The organism is Robertmurraya sp. FSL W8-0741 (assembly GCF_038004005.1).
Lineage (GTDB): Bacteria > Bacillota > Bacilli > Bacillales > Cytobacillaceae > Robertmurraya > Robertmurraya siralis.
Genome location: NZ_JBBOQG010000001.1, coordinates 3,679,123 through 3,695,712 on the forward strand (window position 1 = coordinate 3,679,123; position 16,590 = coordinate 3,695,712).

24 protein-coding genes are annotated in these 16,590 nt (G+C 37.1%); all 24 read right to left on the reverse strand.

The features are described from left to right. Positions 1 to 11: 11 nt before the first annotated feature. The 24 genes from NST02_RS17790 to NST02_RS17905 all read right to left on the reverse strand — a co-directional run bounded on the left by NST02_RS17790 (position 12) and on the right by NST02_RS17905 (position 16,586). Positions 12 to 3,458: a hypothetical protein gene (locus NST02_RS17790; RefSeq protein ID WP_340949370.1), complete on the reverse strand. Its 3,447-nt coding sequence runs from the start codon at positions 3,456 to 3,458 to the stop codon at positions 12 to 14. Positions 3,459 to 3,679: 221 nt separating this feature from the next. Then, positions 3,680 to 4,024 carry a hypothetical protein gene (locus NST02_RS17795; RefSeq protein ID WP_340949371.1) on the reverse strand — a complete coding sequence of 115 codons (345 nt, stop codon included), beginning with the start codon at positions 4,022 to 4,024 and terminating at the stop codon, positions 3,680 to 3,682. A gap of 17 nt (positions 4,025 to 4,041) precedes the next feature. Next, positions 4,042 to 4,620: a major tail protein gene (locus NST02_RS17800; RefSeq protein ID WP_340949372.1), complete on the reverse strand. Its 579-nt coding sequence runs from the start codon at positions 4,618 to 4,620 to the stop codon at positions 4,042 to 4,044. Continuing rightward, a complete protein-coding gene (locus NST02_RS17805; protein ID WP_340949373.1) occupies positions 4,621 to 4,941 on the reverse strand; it encodes a hypothetical protein in 321 nt (106 codons plus the stop codon). Then, complete coding sequence (locus NST02_RS17810) at positions 4,938 to 5,294, reverse strand: HK97 gp10 family phage protein (protein ID WP_340949374.1); 357 nt, start codon at positions 5,292 to 5,294, stop codon at positions 4,938 to 4,940. The genes NST02_RS17805 and NST02_RS17810 overlap by 4 nt, the downstream gene beginning before the upstream one ends. After that, positions 5,291 to 5,641, reverse strand: a complete 351-nt coding sequence (locus NST02_RS17815; protein ID WP_340949375.1) for a phage head closure protein — start codon at positions 5,639 to 5,641, stop codon at positions 5,291 to 5,293. The genes NST02_RS17810 and NST02_RS17815 overlap by 4 nt, the downstream gene beginning before the upstream one ends. Further along, positions 5,628 to 5,885 (reverse strand): hypothetical protein, encoded by a 258-nt coding sequence (locus tag NST02_RS17820; RefSeq protein WP_445678167.1) that lies wholly within the window; start codon positions 5,883 to 5,885, stop codon positions 5,628 to 5,630. The genes NST02_RS17815 and NST02_RS17820 overlap by 14 nt, the downstream gene beginning before the upstream one ends. A gap of 44 nt (positions 5,886 to 5,929) precedes the next feature. Beyond that, the gene (locus NST02_RS17825) at positions 5,930 to 6,118 is read right to left on the reverse strand and encodes a termination factor Rho (protein WP_340949377.1); all 189 of its coding nucleotides are present in this window, start codon (positions 6,116 to 6,118) and stop codon (positions 5,930 to 5,932) included. 37 nt (positions 6,119 to 6,155) lie between these two features. After that, positions 6,156 to 7,328, reverse strand: a complete 1,173-nt coding sequence (locus NST02_RS17830; protein WP_340949378.1) for a phage major capsid family protein — start codon at positions 7,326 to 7,328, stop codon at positions 6,156 to 6,158. Positions 7,329 to 7,353: 25 nt separating this feature from the next. Next, positions 7,354 to 8,055 carry a head maturation protease, ClpP-related gene (locus NST02_RS17835; RefSeq protein ID WP_340949379.1) on the reverse strand — a complete coding sequence of 234 codons (702 nt, stop codon included), beginning with the start codon at positions 8,053 to 8,055 and terminating at the stop codon, positions 7,354 to 7,356. Then, the gene (locus NST02_RS17840) at positions 8,055 to 9,194 is read right to left on the reverse strand and encodes a phage portal protein (protein WP_340949380.1); all 1,140 of its coding nucleotides are present in this window, start codon (positions 9,192 to 9,194) and stop codon (positions 8,055 to 8,057) included. Before NST02_RS17840 ends, NST02_RS17835 begins: the two co-directional genes overlap by 1 nt. 19 nt (positions 9,195 to 9,213) lie before the next feature. Next, entirely contained in the window at positions 9,214 to 10,926 is a 1,713-nt protein-coding gene (locus tag NST02_RS17845) for a terminase TerL endonuclease subunit (RefSeq protein WP_340949381.1), read from the reverse strand. After that, entirely contained in the window at positions 10,923 to 11,255 is a 333-nt protein-coding gene (locus NST02_RS17850; RefSeq protein ID WP_340949382.1) for a terminase, read from the reverse strand. Before NST02_RS17850 ends, NST02_RS17845 begins: the two co-directional genes overlap by 4 nt. A 270-nt stretch (positions 11,256 to 11,525) precedes the next feature. Beyond that, a complete protein-coding gene (locus tag NST02_RS17855; RefSeq protein WP_340950024.1) occupies positions 11,526 to 11,858 on the reverse strand; it encodes an HNH endonuclease in 333 nt (110 codons plus the stop codon). Next, on the reverse strand, positions 11,851 to 12,204 hold the full coding sequence (locus tag NST02_RS17860; protein ID WP_340949383.1) for a hypothetical protein: 354 nt from the start codon (positions 12,202 to 12,204) through the stop codon (positions 11,851 to 11,853). The genes NST02_RS17855 and NST02_RS17860 overlap by 8 nt, the downstream gene beginning before the upstream one ends. 97 nt (positions 12,205 to 12,301) lie before the next feature. Next, positions 12,302 to 12,544 carry a hypothetical protein gene (locus NST02_RS17865; RefSeq protein WP_340949384.1) on the reverse strand — a complete coding sequence of 81 codons (243 nt, stop codon included), beginning with the start codon at positions 12,542 to 12,544 and terminating at the stop codon, positions 12,302 to 12,304. 228 nt (positions 12,545 to 12,772) lie between these two features. Then, positions 12,773 to 13,048: a hypothetical protein gene (locus NST02_RS17870; protein WP_340949385.1), complete on the reverse strand. Its 276-nt coding sequence runs from the start codon at positions 13,046 to 13,048 to the stop codon at positions 12,773 to 12,775. Next, positions 13,045 to 13,500 carry an ArpU family phage packaging/lysis transcriptional regulator gene (locus tag NST02_RS17875; protein ID WP_340949386.1) on the reverse strand — a complete coding sequence of 152 codons (456 nt, stop codon included), beginning with the start codon at positions 13,498 to 13,500 and terminating at the stop codon, positions 13,045 to 13,047. Before NST02_RS17875 ends, NST02_RS17870 begins: the two co-directional genes overlap by 4 nt. A 191-nt stretch (positions 13,501 to 13,691) precedes the next feature. Beyond that, on the reverse strand, positions 13,692 to 13,886 hold the full coding sequence (locus NST02_RS17880) for a hypothetical protein (protein WP_340949387.1): 195 nt from the start codon (positions 13,884 to 13,886) through the stop codon (positions 13,692 to 13,694). 29 nt (positions 13,887 to 13,915) lie between these two features. After that, the gene (locus NST02_RS17885) at positions 13,916 to 14,143 is read right to left on the reverse strand and encodes a hypothetical protein (RefSeq protein ID WP_340949388.1); all 228 of its coding nucleotides are present in this window, start codon (positions 14,141 to 14,143) and stop codon (positions 13,916 to 13,918) included. A 13-nt stretch (positions 14,144 to 14,156) separates the two neighbouring features. Continuing rightward, positions 14,157 to 14,387 carry a hypothetical protein gene (locus NST02_RS17890; RefSeq protein ID WP_340949389.1) on the reverse strand — a complete coding sequence of 77 codons (231 nt, stop codon included), beginning with the start codon at positions 14,385 to 14,387 and terminating at the stop codon, positions 14,157 to 14,159. A 58-nt stretch (positions 14,388 to 14,445) separates the two neighbouring features. Continuing rightward, positions 14,446 to 14,712, reverse strand: coding sequence for a hypothetical protein (locus tag NST02_RS17895; protein WP_340949390.1), 267 nt, complete (start codon positions 14,710 to 14,712; stop codon positions 14,446 to 14,448). 133 nt (positions 14,713 to 14,845) lie between these two features. After that, positions 14,846 to 15,079: a hypothetical protein gene (locus NST02_RS17900; protein ID WP_340949391.1), complete on the reverse strand. Its 234-nt coding sequence runs from the start codon at positions 15,077 to 15,079 to the stop codon at positions 14,846 to 14,848. Between the two features lie 40 nt (positions 15,080 to 15,119). Next, positions 15,120 to 16,586 (reverse strand): DNA cytosine methyltransferase, encoded by a 1,467-nt coding sequence (locus NST02_RS17905; protein WP_340949392.1) that lies wholly within the window; start codon positions 16,584 to 16,586, stop codon positions 15,120 to 15,122. Between the last annotated feature and the right edge of the window lie 4 nt (positions 16,587 to 16,590).

Genomic DNA, 16,590 nt, shown 5'->3' on the forward strand with positions numbered 1-16,590 from the left:
ATCACCCTTCTTTAAAATTCATAAGCTAACCTTCTTAGCGCTCTGTCTACCGCTTGAGCATCACTAGATGATGTACTAATGTTGATTGTATTATTCATGATTCGAGAGTTATCAATTGTCTTGCTGTTTGATCCATCTTTCTGGTTGCCATCTATTATCTTTTTTGCGCTATTAGCAAGACTTCCGTAAACATTTTGTGCAGCTGCTTTCAATTTAGCAGCAGATGATAAAATCCCTTTTATCAAACCTTCGTTTAGATATATTCCGTATCCCTCAAATAACCTCGAAGGACTATGGATATCAAACATACCAGTAAAAGCATCCTTTATGCTATTACCGATAGAAGTGACTGCATCCCATACCCCGCTAGCCATAGAAGTTATACCCTTGATAAGTCCCTTGATAATATTTTTACCGATATCTAACAAGCTGACTCCCTCAAATTTATCAAGAAGGGGTCCTATTACTTCTTTTGTGAGGGCCGATAATAAAGTAGCTACAATCGAAATGATACCTTCAATTAATGAAAACAAAATATCCTTACCAGCACTTAGAATGGTCGGCAAATTTTTAATTATGGTTCCCGCTATCTGAATCACTAGATTAATTGCCGTTACGATAAGAGTAGGCAGGATTTGAATAATCCCTTTAATTAGAGCTTCTAGCACTTGAACCCCCGCACTAATGATTTTAGGCAAATTTTCTGCCAAAGTTTTTACAATCGTTACAACCAAGTTAACAGCGGTCGTAATTAACGAGGGTAGAATTTTAACAATACCCTCGATTAACGCAGTTAGAATTTCTACTCCCATTGCGATAATTTTAGGCAAATTCTCGACTAATGTTACAACAATCGTAGTGATCAAAAGTAATGCAGCCGCAAGCAATAATGGTAAGACAGAAACAATCCCTTCAATCAGAGAATTAAGTATTCCTGTTCCTGCTTCCACAAGTCTTGGAAGTGATTCAGCTATAGTTGTAATTAGCGAAGTAACTACCTCAAGCGCTAAAGTAATAATGATAGGTAACACGATCCCTATACCCGCAATGAGCGATTGAAGCAAACTTACTCCTACTTCAACGACCATTGGCAAGGCACTAATTATCCCTGTGATTAAATTTAGGACAATATTTAACCCCGCACCTACTAATTGTGGAAGGCCCACCTCTAAGAATTGAATGATATTCGCAACTACACCATTTATGGATTCGATTAAAACATCTTTATTACTTTCTAATCCCTCTACAATTGCAGGAAGGAAACGAGATGCTGAAATGATAAGACCTGGTATCCCACCAACCAATATAGCGATTAACGTAGGGAAAAGCATCTTGAATATTTCACCAAGTTGAGAAAAATCTCCGTTAAACACATTGACAATTTTAGAACTGATATCTTTAAGGGCATCCACTAATTTACCTAATAATGGACCAGCAAAATCAGCTATTGCAGCACTAACATTTGCTATGGATGATTTTATTGTTTCTAAAGCATTTACTATGGTTGTTTTAACTGACGAAAAAACAGAAGATGATTTTTTTTCTATGGTATCCCAATTTTGATATAAAGTTACTCCTGCAGCAATAAGGAGTGCAACACCAGTTGCGACACTTGCGATTATCCCAATCAATAAACTTAGACTTATGCCTAAGGTAATTGACGCTCCTTTAAGAAAAATTAAAAGTGGAGCCAATGCCATTACAGCACCTAATAATATTCCCAAACCAGCAGTTACAGACGCTAACGTCGCTGCCAATTTAGGATTTTCAGAAATCCAACCAGCAATTTTAGAGATAATATCTGCAATAATCAGAAGAGCTGGTTCAGATGCTGTTTTAATATCTTGCATAGCTTGACCAAGTTTAATTGCAGGGTCAGCATCTAATCGATCTGTTACATCTTGAATGCCTGTTAGATTTTCCTTTGTTTTATCCGCCGCTTCACCAACACCTTGAAAAACGGATATCAAATTGTCCCCCTGATCTTCCCATTTTGTTCCGAAAACTTTTATAGCAATTTCGTTTCTTAGAGCCTTATCTTCAATACCATCTAGCCATGTGGCCACTTCTGCCATTGCCTTAGACCCTTCTGCTCCACCTTCTGAGACTGCTTTTCCCCATTTTTTAAATTGTTTTTGAGACATTCCAGCCTTGCCAAGTAATTCACCCATTGCTTTGTCAATCTCAAGGCCAAATTCAGACATCGTGATACGGGCTTCTTTAACACCATCGTTAAGGTTATCGATGTTCCATGTTTTTGTGTCAATACCCGCTTCAAAAATCGCTTGAATTTCAGCAGCAGTAAAACCAATACCCTTCATCTGCATTCCATATTCAGCAATAGTGTCCAATTGCTCTGGTGGAAATCCTGCTTTCAACAATGTATTAGTTAATCCGATTGCTTCATCATTAGTAATTTTAAGGGCAGAAGCTATTTCATTTGTTTCTTGAATCAATTCTATTAAATCAATACCTTGATAAGCTTTGGAAATGGCTCCTGCCTGTTTGATAATGGATGCATTTGCTTCATCGCTCGCATCTTTATTTAGTGCCCATTGCCGCCTAACCGCTTCAAGAGCCTCTTCTGCATCCAACCCATAAGCAACCATCGTTCGCACTGCTTCTTTAATAGATTGCTTGGATGACTCTGGTACTTCCATAGAGATATCTATTTTTGTATTAACGGAAGACATATCAAGAGCCTGTTCGATCGATTCTTTAATTCCTCCGCCTGCTGCAAGAGCTCCTGCTACATTCTCAAGTTCTATACCTATGCCTTCCACAGAATCAGCAGCGCCCTCTGCTTCACTTTGCAACTGCTGTAAATCACGACGAACATCTTGAATGGAACTACCGCTATCCACAGTTCGCAGAGCATTTCTTAATCTCTCAATATCACCGCCAGCGCCGATAGATTCTCTCCCTATACGTTGAAAGGCGTATTCTAGGTCTCTGCTGGTCGCTGTACCGTTTTGAATGGATCTAACCAACCTTTGCCCTATGACGTTCGCATAATCCTCTACAGACGTTCCTGTGGCGTCAAAAAGGGTTTGCAAATCTCTTGTTCCTCGTTGTACTCTTTGTTGCTCTTCGTTCATGTTAGCTAGGGCTTGTTCAAATCCCGATAATTGTTGTTCAGCTGCTTGCAATTCTCTACGAAATGCCCGATATTGTTCTTCTCCAATTTCCCCGTTTCGGAACTGTTCCTCGACTTGCGATTGAGCCGCACGAAGCTGATTCAACTTTTCTGTGGAGGACTGTATGGCTTGCGAAAGAAGTTCCTGTTTCTGAGCCAATAACTCAACATTATTTGGATCAAATTTTAGCAATCGCTGCACATCTTTTAATTCGGACTGAACTTCAATTGTACGTTGATTAACGTCTTTAAGAGCTTTCTCTAATCCGACCGTATCACCGCCAATTTCAACAGTGATTCCTTTAATTTTTTTACTAGCCATATTTTCACCTCGCTTTTAAAAGGAATCAAAATCTTTTTGACTCGCGCGTCTCTTTTTATCTTTGGAAGGTGTATTCATTTCGACATACTCGTCAATGTAATCAAGGCACATTCCGATTGTCATTTCCTCAAGATCATCCAACGAAAGGTCAACCTGCCTACATAAAACAAGGAACGTGTCTGTAGAGATAGACTCTCCTTGACCCGTCCCCTCTGTATTTTCTATTTTTTTTTACTTTGAATCGTTTTGTAGAGTAAATCTTGAATCTCTGGAATAATATCCATGATTGGAAAACTATCAAAGCTATCCAACCATGTAAGAGGATCCTCAATTTTCTTATCCGCTTGTTTAGCAAGTACCCAAGTGAAATTATAGAAAAATTCGAAGTCCATACTCTCGATTGTGGAAGGATCCACTTTTCCATCCTCACCAACTTTACCGCCCTTGACCAATTTAAATAAATCATTAAAAAAGTCTTGCTGGAACTGTGCTTTATACCGCAAGGCGGTTGCTCCTGTGCTTTTTAATTTCACTTCTCTGCCATCTATTACGATTGTTTTTTCCAATTAACTCACCGTCTCTCTTAAACTTCTGGAGTATTAATTTTTTTATAAACTGATTGATACCAAGCGTTATAAATTTCAGGTGGAGTATTCACCGTTGTTTTGGTTTTAACCATTTTACGACCATCAATAACCGCTGGACTTGCTACGAAAGTAAGCTCATTTGGTTGCGGCTCTGCTGTATTTGTCTTAGTAGACCCACTGACCGTTGGGCGGTTTGCTGTGCAGTTGTAGAGGACGTGACGAGTCGCCTTTACATCGCCCTCGAATTGAAATAATAATGCGAATGGCTTACCTTTTGAATCCGCTAATTCAGATAAGACCATATCAGTCTCGTCCTTTTCCTCACCTAATGCATCGATGGCGAACTGCTCAGGAATGGTAGCAATGGACAAAGTGCCATCGTACCCTTGGTTGTTAGAAGCAGAATAATAAAGCATATTATCGGCATAAAACTCGACCATATCGCCCCGTGGTTCTAGAGACAACTCCACTCCACCAGGTAGAGGGATAGGAGTTCCGAACGTTACTACACCTTCTGTTTCTGTGATTGGAGCATAATGCACATCTTGTAGACCATATTGGATTTTGTTGCTCATTTACATCAACCTCACTTCATAATTTTTTTGAAATAATCCTTCTGAACTAATAAAAGTCTCAAATGACTCATAAGCAATCTCATGGTCATCCAAGACTTTTTCTAAAGCCGCTTCTGCAACTAAATCTTTTTTTGTTGTATAAAGTTCGATAGTTACGTCACTGATTTTATGATATACCTTGTTATCAGCGATAAAATTCGGGTTACCCTCCACAAGGTAGCAGATGTAGGGAGGGTCAGGCACGTTCGGTGCATTAAAATGCGAATAAGCAACTGGCATCCCTGCTAAACCAAGCATTCTTTTAAACTCAACGATTGTCATGTTTCTAGCGCCCTTTCAATCTTACTCAAATACTCTTCAATAGCTTCTTCTTCTGCTGGCCGAATATGCGGAATTGCAGGAGCGCGACCACCTTGTCTTAACGCATGACCATTTTCAAGCAAGTGCGTTAATTGATAATCGGTTGCGTTGTAAACAATAAACTTATTTTTTTCTCGTTTAACTCTCCATCCTTTACGGTAATCACCTTTAAGCTTGGGACTATTAGTTTTTAAACGAGAGACAAGACTTTTGGACACATCTTTTCCAGCTTCCTCAATTTCCAACTTTACATCGGATTCATAAGCCCTCAATTGTTTCATAATTTCATTCGTTAGTTGATCAATGCTTGTCATTTTAACCGCTCCTTTGCGAGGATGGTGAGTGTTTTATTCAACTCGTCATCGTTTATAGGAGGTTCGACAATATCAAAGGTTCGACCCTGAAAAGATATCCTCATATCAGCTGTGATGCCCTCTGTGTAATGGATAATAAAGCGATTAGTTAGAGTCACTTGTTCTGCACCAGCAGAAACATATTCAGAACCTTTAACCGTTTTAATCATCGCCCATGCTTTCTTATGCGCGACCCATGTTGTTTCCTTTTGTCCTAATTCATCCTCAACTGTCACCGGCTTAAAAAAGGTGATACGGTTACGAAATTGTCCTGAATTATAGTTTGGATTGTACTTAAAGGGTTGCATCGGTATCACCATCCAAATCAATTTCCTCAAGAGCCGACTTCAACCTCAAATTATTGATTTCTGTCAAAAAGTTAGTTGAGAAATATTCAAGCGCATCGTTATAAACATAACGGGAACGCTCAAATACTAGTTCCTTAAATCTTAGATTCTCAAGGTCATATTCTCCACAATCCTCTTGTAAGGCAGCAACTGAAGCATCCAAGATATTTGTAAGGTTCTTATCTTCATCATCACTCAGCTTCATGCGATCCTTAAATTGCTTTAATATTTCAGGAGTAATCAAAGTAATCACTCCTTATCGTTAGATTCTTCTTCCACTTTCTCAATAAATACCTTTTTATATTTATTTTTAGTGGTTGCTAATTGCTCCAACCTAGTTTTAGTTGCTTTTTCTCCCTCTGCCGGATAGACTTCCCCAACTTCATAAATATGACCGTGTTTAATATCCTTAAAACGATTTACAACTTTGTACGGCATGATTATCCCTCCTTAAAATGAGTAAAGACCCCTTAAATTAAGGAGTCTCTATTGGTTCAGTGGTAGATGTGCTGAATTTGATATCTAAGTCATACACCAATGCTGTCTTGTTGTCCTTTGGCTTACCATTAGCAAATTGTTTAATTGTGTAAAGCATCGCATCTTCAATAGCCAATGTTTGGTCAAATTTATTGGTCTTATAACCGCCCGCGACAGCAGCCAAATAGGTTCCTTTCACAAAAAATAATGCTTTTTTCTCAGGGATTTCTTCTGATTCAATGACTTTAATGTTATATGGTAAAGCTGTTACCCACTGACCATTAGCAGTTTGGATAGTATTTCGCGCTTGGACGCTAATCGCATCAATAGGGTTAACTACCATGACTACTTTGCTTAGTACTTTACGTGCTTTATCTTTAGCATCAGTTGATAATTCTTTAATAACATCATGTAATTCACCAGCTACAACTTCTCCAAATTGAGAAGGTGCAAAGGTTAATGTACCAGAAGAAGTTTTATCTGTGACTGCACCTGTTGAAGAATTAACATCTTTCATTAAACCAATAGGCTCATTTTGAGAAGGACCTCGACCATTAATCAGACCATATTCTAAACCTACAGAATAAGATTCTACGAGCAATGTCCGTACATATCGTTCAACCCATTCAGGCCCAAGTTCCAGCATATCTTTCGGTATAACTGCAAAGGCAGTTAGTTTTAATTGACCAATTTGTTCTTCACGAAAAGCTGCGTTAATTTGACCTTTAATTTCACCAAAAAGAGCACCCCATGCGTAAGCCTTTGTCGGATCAGAATAAATAAAACGTGTAACAGCTCCTAAGTCTTGTAACCCAATTTCATCAAGTAATGGATGTGCTGTAACTAAATCTTCAAATACACGTTCCTGTGTCGTAATTGGAAGAATAGTATCTTCTTTAAATCCACCTTCTTGTACAACCGCATTGAAAAATTTACGTTCTTCAGAAGTTAAAACATTTTGACCACGAGCAGCTAAAATTTGGGCATCGTGTACCTCATTTCGTGCTTCAGCTGTAATTTTTTCTGTAAGGTCTGTTTGCAAAGCTGTAAACATTTCACTAAATGCATTTTCTAATTGATCCGGTGTTGAGTTTTCATCTTTTACTACATTCATATAAGCTTGTTTTTTCGTTTCGAAATTTTCCATAGTACCTTTTAATTTCATTGTCATTTAAATTACCTCCAATATTTAGATATTAAAAAAAGCGTCGTCTTTTTGTATTAGACGGCACTCGTTCCTGTGGGTTATTCGGTTGTGTCTGTGCTGCGTATTTTGCAACTAATCCTTCCTTGAAGTTTTCAACTTCATCATCTTCATCTTCAAGTTCAGCAATTTCAATTTCATCAGCTATCGTGTCGGCAAATCCTAAAGCAACTGCTTCATCTGCATTTAACCAGGTTTCATCTTTCAACAACTCTGTAAGTTCATCATCATTTCCAACGAAACGATTACGATAAGAAGCTGTTACCGCCTTGTCAATTTTACGCAAATCTTTGGCAGTTTTTTCAAATACCTCCGCGTTTCCATACTCAAATGTACTCGCTTGATGAATCATCATCATAGTATTGCTTGGCATGATGATTTCATCCCCTGCCATTGCTATGATAGATGCAGCACTTGCAGCCCAACCATCAATATGAACTATTATTTTTGCTTTATGGTTTTTTAAAATGTTTCCAATTGCAATCCCATCAAATGCGGAACCTCCGCCACTATTGATATGCACATGGATTTCATCAACGTCAGCACTTTCAATTTTTTGCAGAATATTTTCAGCGCTATTTCTCCAACCACCGATATAACCGTAAATAGATAGTTTTAAACCCTTTTCAGCTTGATTAACAATATCAAATCTTTGCTTGAAATTTAGAATTTTATTCAAATCAATTTTATTCATTATCCTACCTCACCTCCTTCAACAGAATTCGCAAATTGATAATTCTTCGTGATCACATATTCATCTAATGACGGATTATCCACACGCTCATCCCCTAACTTCTCACGGATTTCATTGCCATTATAAACACCACTAGCTCGTAATTTATCAACTGCATTAGCAACTTCAAGTGGGTTCAATTCTGCAATACCACGTATTTGAATTTTGTCGCCTTTTAAATAGGCATCTTTTTCAATCAATTTTGCATTTAGTTCATCAGAAATTTTTTTATTCAAAGGATTTATACAAAATTTTAAATAGGCCTTAATACTAGTTTCATAATCCGAAAGTTCCCCGTGGATAAGTGCGTTAGGAATACCCAAAATATCTGCCACATCAGCGATCAAAGATTTTTTTAATTTAATAATCTCATCGATGGACTTTCCGTTGGCTGAACCATTCGCAACTTCGTCATATTCAAAGCCTTTAAGTTTTGGCACGATGGCTATTGCATTTTTTCTAAATGCGTTAAAAAGTTTATCTATGAAATTTTGTAACTTATTCCTATTCTTCTCATCAAGCGATTGAGTGGAATCAACATTTACTGTAGCTCGAATTTGATTGCTATGTTTACTCGTTTCAATCATCCTAGTAAACAGGTCTGCAAAGTCTTCAAACATACCTTCCATAAACTTTGATAATTTTTCGTTGTTGTAGGTAAGGTAAATGACCTCATCCATATTGAAGGTTCTTCGGAACGTATAGTCCTTTACGGTCACATCTTTGAAAATATCTGGATAAACAGCATATTCAATCCTAGAAAAACTATCAGCAATTAATAAATCGTTATTATCGGTTAGGATAACAAGCACTTCGTTCTCATGGATCAATTCATAAATAAATCTTTGCCAAAAATCAGAAGCAGATTGGTCGGTGTTCGGTCGGACATTTAAAAGATAATGCCAATCATTCAACTGTCGCTTTCCATTCTCCACAATTCTAAAATCTGACTGTGAAATGGTTCGGCCAATAAAATTTATACACGTTTCGAGAGCCATTTTTTTTAAATAAGCTCGATGTGACGTGTCATAAGTTAAATCCAAATCAAATAACGATTCTAAATCCTTGTTCCGTCTTAAAACACTATCTAAAAATCCCATTTACATTTTCACCCCCTCCCTAAAAGTTGAGCGCATCTAAGGCATCTAAAGCATCCGATACATCGTAATCTTCTAAATCTCTAGATCCCCATACTCCACATAAAAACATCATAAAACCATCTGTTTTTCGTTTAACTTCTTCTTTTTTTCGATAAACCTTGTTTCCATTAGGAAGTCTTTTGACAAGGACATTATTTGTGTACCAACGCATTAATGGATTATCTCCAAATATAACTTGTTCATTTTCAAAAGCGATTTCTATTCTTGGAGCTAATAGACCACTGGCTGCATCAGGATTACGTATTACTTCAACAACAAAGCCAGCATCTTCAAATAACGGTTTTAAAATATCCATTTTAAAGTTATCACCAACTATTTTCTTTATGTTCCATCCCTCCTCACGTCTATCAACAAACCATTTAACGACAAGATGAGGGTCCATTGTTTCAATGTCCAGAACAGTCAAAAGACCATCGTTTTCCCACTCTCGAATTGGAGCGAATTTCCGATGGTCTTTCTTGTTATTATTTTCAGCTTTTTCTTTGCTATAAGCATAGTGCTTGTCTGCAAATGGCTTACAAATATACGAATGTGTAAGTTCCTTTGGAATAAAATAGTTGTCATTCTTCAAAAATAACAACCCCATGGCAACAAAATCACGGACAGTCGCATAATCTAAACAACCAATACATTCACGATTTTTTAATTCATCTAAATCGTATTTTTGATTAGTAGCCTTAATTTTTTTCCATGAGGTTACACTTTTCTCTAAGTCCACTTTCGGTAAGTTCATTCGCTTCGTAATAAATTCTTCATATCCGTCTGGATTGTGTTCTAATTTGTTATATTGCTTCATTACAGTTCTTAACAGTGTTTTTGCATAACTTGTTAAAGGTGGATGAAATTGAGAATTTGCTTTTTGCCACATATTTGAATTATGCATTTCTTCTTCATCATCTAAGCAACACATAAACGGGAATAACCCATCCTCACGAATACTCACATGACCATCTAAAATATTATCAGCTCGTTCCAATAACTTATCTAAAAAGCCTTCGCGAACGTAACCATCCGAACCAACGTAAAATATTCTTGGATTGAGAACTTTACCAAGTCCAGAAGTAAACACATCCACTGTGGAGGAATTTTCGTATTGATGAACCTCTTCGAAAATTACACAACCGTCTCGCAAACCATCTTTTGTATTAGCGTTTGATGTATGATATTGGAACACTGATTTCGTGATACGTGATTCAATTAATGCTTTTTTATGGTTAAAATGTCCTTTTAACCGATCATCTTTATCAATTGTGTTAAACACTTCTGTGAAAGACATCTTAGCTTGCTTTTCACTATTCGCTACAACTGACACATTATAATTATCTATTCCATGTAGTTCACTAATGAAATAATTCGCCAGTGTAGAAATACGTCCAGTTTTCCCCCCGCCACGTCCTTCGTAATCTAAATGCTCATCAAATACTAAAGAACCATCTTTGTAATATAAAAAAATGAAGCATGTTTTAAATTTTTGAGTGATTGTAAGAGGGAAATAATATTTTTCAGTAAATGCAATGTAATTCTCAATTTGTTCCTCATCAAAATACATATCATTAGATTTAAGTATTTCACGCTCAATTAACTTAATTAATTTGATACGTCTTTTGTTTAAAATAATTTCTCCATCCCGCCACTGGCGAATATAATCTTCGATGTACGGATAATTAATCAAATTAAACTACCACGCTTCGGCTTGTCTTCCACACTTGATGATGCAGGAGCAGGGGCAGCCTTCAATTTAAATTTAATTGATTTTTCAAGCGCGATTTTTTGAGCGTTGATTTTCATTTTTTCGTTCATACTGGGATGGCTTTTTATAAATTTTTGGGAGCCGTTCTCTATGACGATGCTTACACCATCACGGTCAATTACTTCATCACATGCTGAATCCAATTCATGCAGCCGAATTAAATCATTAACTTTCTTTACTTCCAGCAAATCTTCTGTATCAATTCGCGATAACAATTGTTTTCTAAGATTCTCTAATTCTTCTTTTTTCATATGACCCCTCCCCCCTATACACCCTCCTAATGTGAAAGGCAAATTTTTGAAAATTTTTAGAGAGTTGACTCCCCCTCACCGGTGCCCCCAATAAAATTTTTTTCAAAACTTTTTGACCGGGGGGTGCTATAACTTTCTAATGAACTGCCTGTATCTTTCTTTTCTATCTATCTTCCTAGTATTCAACTGAATTTCATCTACAAATAGAATTGATGACTCAAGTTTTTGTTCTAATGCTTTTGCCCATATATTCCTCAACCACTGCATCACTTACCACCTCTCATCATCCCACTTAGGTTTCTTTGGTTGAAATATTCTACCATGAATACGGTTATGGCAATTAACGCAAAGAGTCTCAAGGTTATCTATCTCAAGCGCTAGTTCTGGATGGTCTTCAAGCTCCTTGATATGATGGACAACTAACTGTATCTTCTTTCGCTTTGCCTTCTCGCTGTATTCGTTAGTATCAATAAAGACATAACCATTTTGTTTGCACTCTTGGCATTCATAGTTGTCACGTTTCTTTACTTCTTCTCGTAGTTGCTTCCAATCTTCACTATCGTAAAACTTTCGTTTCTGTTGGCGAGTTTTATACTCAGTCACAAGCATGACCTTTCACCCTACGCTCAATACGATTGGTAGCAAAGCAGTTTTCTTTCTCGGCATGTTCAATTGCATAAGTTAGGCCACCAGGAATACTTGTATCAGTTTCCCAATGGAAAAGGATCTCTCGTTTCTCTTCAACTTCTTTGCCTTTAAAAATAATTTTAGGAACTGAAGATTCATTTTCTAACTCAATAACAAGCAACGGATGTTTGTTCTCTTTGCCTTCTACTTCATCTGCTAATTCTTTTGCAGTCTGATAAATAGCATCATTTAGTTTTTCTAGGAGTTTATCGATGTTGGTATTGATATTTACCGTAAGTCCTTGCACAACTTTCTTTTCCATTACTCTCACCTTTCTTTCTTCAAAATAAAAAGCACCCTCGAAAGGATGCATTAAAAATAAATTAGATTCACTATCTTGTGAAATTACGACAATGTATCTAATCTCTAATATTTAGTTTTGGCATATTTAGCTTCAACTCTTCATTTTCACCTTCAACTACGATACTTATAACATTGTCTAAATTGATATATTTATCGCCTAAGAACATCCAATTATTTTTGTCTGTATTTAATAATCTTGCCCTCAATTCTGCTCTTGCTTCTTTATTGTATTCGAATTTTGTTTCAATTGGTTCAACTTCTCCATTGACATAATGAACAACATACTTAGAATTAGACATACTTATCATCCCTTCTTTTTAAAAAAATTGAACATTATATCAATTCGACACAAAAGAACATTTTCCCTTTTAAATAAAAAGACGACACTCCCAACCTGAGCGCCGTCTTGATATATTTCGTTAATACCATATTAGCATGGTTAAAACAAAATGCTCGATTTATTATCGGTTTGAAAACTGTACGATTTCGGTTCTAAAACTGTCTTTCTAATAATTACATTAATTAAGTTACTTTGTTTTCTTCGATAAAGCTAAACCATTAAGGCGAAATTTCTCTTTTGTTTCTTCCGATAAAACTCTAATTTTCTTCATCGATACTTGCTTATCAGATAATTTACCTTGTACGGCTATTGGTCTATCATTTTCCGATTCTTTGATTTTCATATCTCCGATGGACATTAATTTTCTAATATGTTTTGGAACAGTCGAGTATACCTCCCACACATTCTTTTCATAATCATAGACGAGTACCGTTTCCTGTTCTGATTTCGCATAAGCCATCATTCTCCCTCTTTCTTCTTATAAACTTCTACTCTAAGAGCAAAGGCTAAATTGTAAAAAATACGCGGTTTAAATTTCTTATGATAATAAGCTTCACTCATTCCAAGTTCGTTATAAACTTCATAATCAAATAATTCTTCTTCACCAAGATATTTCATGATGAATGCTTGTCGTTCTCTGAAAGGAAGTCTATTCACAGCCCTTCGAAAATACTCGATGTAGGATTCTTTTTTTCTTTGTTCGTCCACACGCTCTATGGCAATTTCTTCTGTTGATGAATGAAATCCGTTTGTATTTGATGGAGGAACAAGTGAAAATGATGCGGTCACTTTGGGAAGCTTTTCTTCTGGAACACTGAAGCAATACAAACGATACTTTGCAATTTCTCTCTCTACATTTTCCTGTGTCGCTACACGATCAATCTCTGGAAGCAACTTTGATAATATTTTTCCCACCCAAAGGATCCCTCCTATGTTAAAATAGTTTGTGGGCATAGTCAGGAGAAATCCTGGCTTTTTTTATTTCTTCTCAAATTCAATCCAATGTTTCTCGCATAGTACAAGACTTCCATTCTTGGTCTCTACGAAGAAATCTTCGCTTTTTTCAATGCTCAAAATTTCTCCGCATTTATCGCACTTTTCAACCATTACGAACCTCTTTTACTACTAAAATCGCTATATCCCCATCTTGGCTTATGGCTAGCAAAACTTAATTGTGCGGCCGCCTCACCAAATGATGTGCCCTTTGGCTTTTCGGTTGGTTTGATTGGATACTTTTCTATATATGCAAGACGTTCTTCCTCAGTCATATACCAAACTTTCACTTCTCCAATCGTTGACATTTTAGGCACCTCCTTCTATCTTGAGTTTATTAATCGTATATCTCGTATTCGTCCCCGTAATCGTTAAAATACTCTCCAATAACATCCTCAACAGCTCCGGTTAAACGTTCCAAAAATTCATCTGTGGAAACAAGATTACTCGCTAATGCTCGCTTCTCTTTAGTACTCATATCAGCAATTTGCACATAACCAATACCACCTTGGTTGTCTTCTAAAAAATCAGCAATTACTATTTCCATAGCTTCTCTTAAATTCATTCTCTTTCCCTCCTTAACCCCAATGACCATGTCGCTTCATAATTTCAATGACTTCATCCGCATACGGTTCATCCGTGTTGATCACAAGATATTTAGGTAATCCTCGCTTTCCTTCTGCCAATCTATTTTTTACAATTGTTTCTTGAACTTCACAAAAATACTCTTTGCGAATTGCCGACAACTTTTCAATATCCTCGTTTTTAAACACTGTAAATTTTATTTTCATTCCTTGTGTATTAGCCATCCTCTTTCCCTCCTAATCAACTGGACTATCATTAAGTTTCGCTATTATCTCGAATAGTTCAGTAAGTTCTTGGTAGTAATCTTTCATTGTCATGCCAAGAATCCCATTCTTTACATTCGCCTAACCCAATTCCATCATCGTTATAATCTGCATTTTCTTGATAAGTGACATCACATATTCGACACCAATAAGATGTGCCTATATCTCCACCATCGGTTGCTGTTACTGACCTTAAATGCGTTCCTTTTTTAAATGTTTCAGCACATCCCCAACATTGCTGTTTTTTGCGAATCTTAACAATCTTGTCTTTTATAACAGTTGCCAACTTTTATCACTTCCTTTGTGTCACATTTTCTTTCAATTACGAAACAGTCTGCTTATTTAGTTAACTTACTGCTAACTTATCTTCCTCCTTAATTAATAGAAAATTTTGTTTCGTTAATTATTCGGATTGTACATCAAAGATTCAATTCTTTTCTTGCAATTTTCCCACCGTCTTTATTTACAACGGGGATATTATCGTCAATTGGTGAAAAACTGTAATTAGCTTTTAAAGCATAGAATTTCAACGCCTTCGTATATCGGTCAATAGTATTAATCATCCATTGAATTTCTTCCACCGAAATATCCGTTTCGGTGTAGCCTTTTTCGTTGATTCGTAATCCACCACGACTTTTTATTTGTTCTAACATTTTCTTTTCCTCCTACTGCGAATCATTTTTACTCTTGTGTTTAATAAGAAACAGCTGGCTTGTACCGATTATGTTGCACGCAATACTCAGGCAAGTTTGCTCTTACCAGCGCTTCAGCAAATGGAGGCGGTACCGCATTGCCACATCTGGCTACTTGAGCTGTTTTCGGATAAGGGTTGCCCTCGTGGTCCCTGTCAATGATGTAATTGCTCGGAAATCCCTGTGCTGCATATAGTTCATGTGGTTGGAGCATCCTCATGCCAATGTCCACTATTTGATAATTTTGTCCTTTAATAGTAACCAATCCGAACCTGTCACGAGTGGTTACTGTGTGCAAAGGCTCCCCAACACTTTGACCTACATCGGACCCGTAATATTTAAGCAAAAAGGCTTGTACAAGGCTTGCTTTGTTTACGGTTGTTATAGCTCCTAGAGGTTGACTTAGTTCATGGCCAAGCGAGCTTTTATAATGCTGGGCAATATATGCAGTAACCAGACCAAATCTATTTGCAGTTGGAATAGTATAAACAGGCTCTTCTAACGACTGTCCTCTAACCTCGTTCGGATTTGTCTCAGTGTAATATTGCGCAAGAAAAGCAGTAACTAGGGCATGATGATCCTTTGTAGTGATTGTGGATAATGGCTCCCTTAAATCAGTTCCTGCACCCGTATAATTGCCACCGTAATGTTTTGCCATAAACGAAACTGCATTTACTGGAGCAATAAAAGGATTTGAATTATTAATCACGAATTTACCTATTCCTCGAGCAATTCTTCTTAAGGTATTTTCAGCCAAAGGCTTTTTTCGATCAAAGATGGAAGGAGTGCCGATATTCCAATCTATTATTTCTGATGCCGTTCTCCATGGCTTAAGCTTCCCTGCTTTAACTGCTAAACTATTCGGGTCTCCATGTGTTGGGTCGGGCCATTTAATTTCTTTACCATCGCACCGGGCGACCATGAAAAACCTTTTACGTATGGTTGGAGTACCATAATCGCAAGCTCTTAATTCTTTAAACTCTACCTGGTACCCTAATGATTCAAGAGCCTTCACAAATGAGTTGAATGTTTTCCCTTTTTGCATTTCATCTGGATAACCATCTTCATTCAATGGTCCCCATGTCTTGAATTCTTCCACATTCTCTAACATAATCACTCGAGGCCTAACTGCAATTGCCCACTTAACTGCGATCCAAGCAAGCCCTCTTATTTTCTTTTCAACTGGCTTTCCACCCTTAGCCTTTGAAAAATGTTTACAATCAGGGCTGAACCAAGCAAGCCCGACTTTTCTCCCTTTGACTGCCTTAACAGGGTCCACATCCCAAACCGACTCACAATAATGCTCGGTATCCGGATGGTTAGCTTTATGCATCGCAATAGCAGCAGGATCATGATTTATTGCTATATCGACTGATAAACCTGTGGCCATTTCGATCCCAGTGGAGGCACCGCCCCCACCCGCGAAGTTATCGACTATAATCTCCCGAAATAAATCTAACTGCTGCATGGTT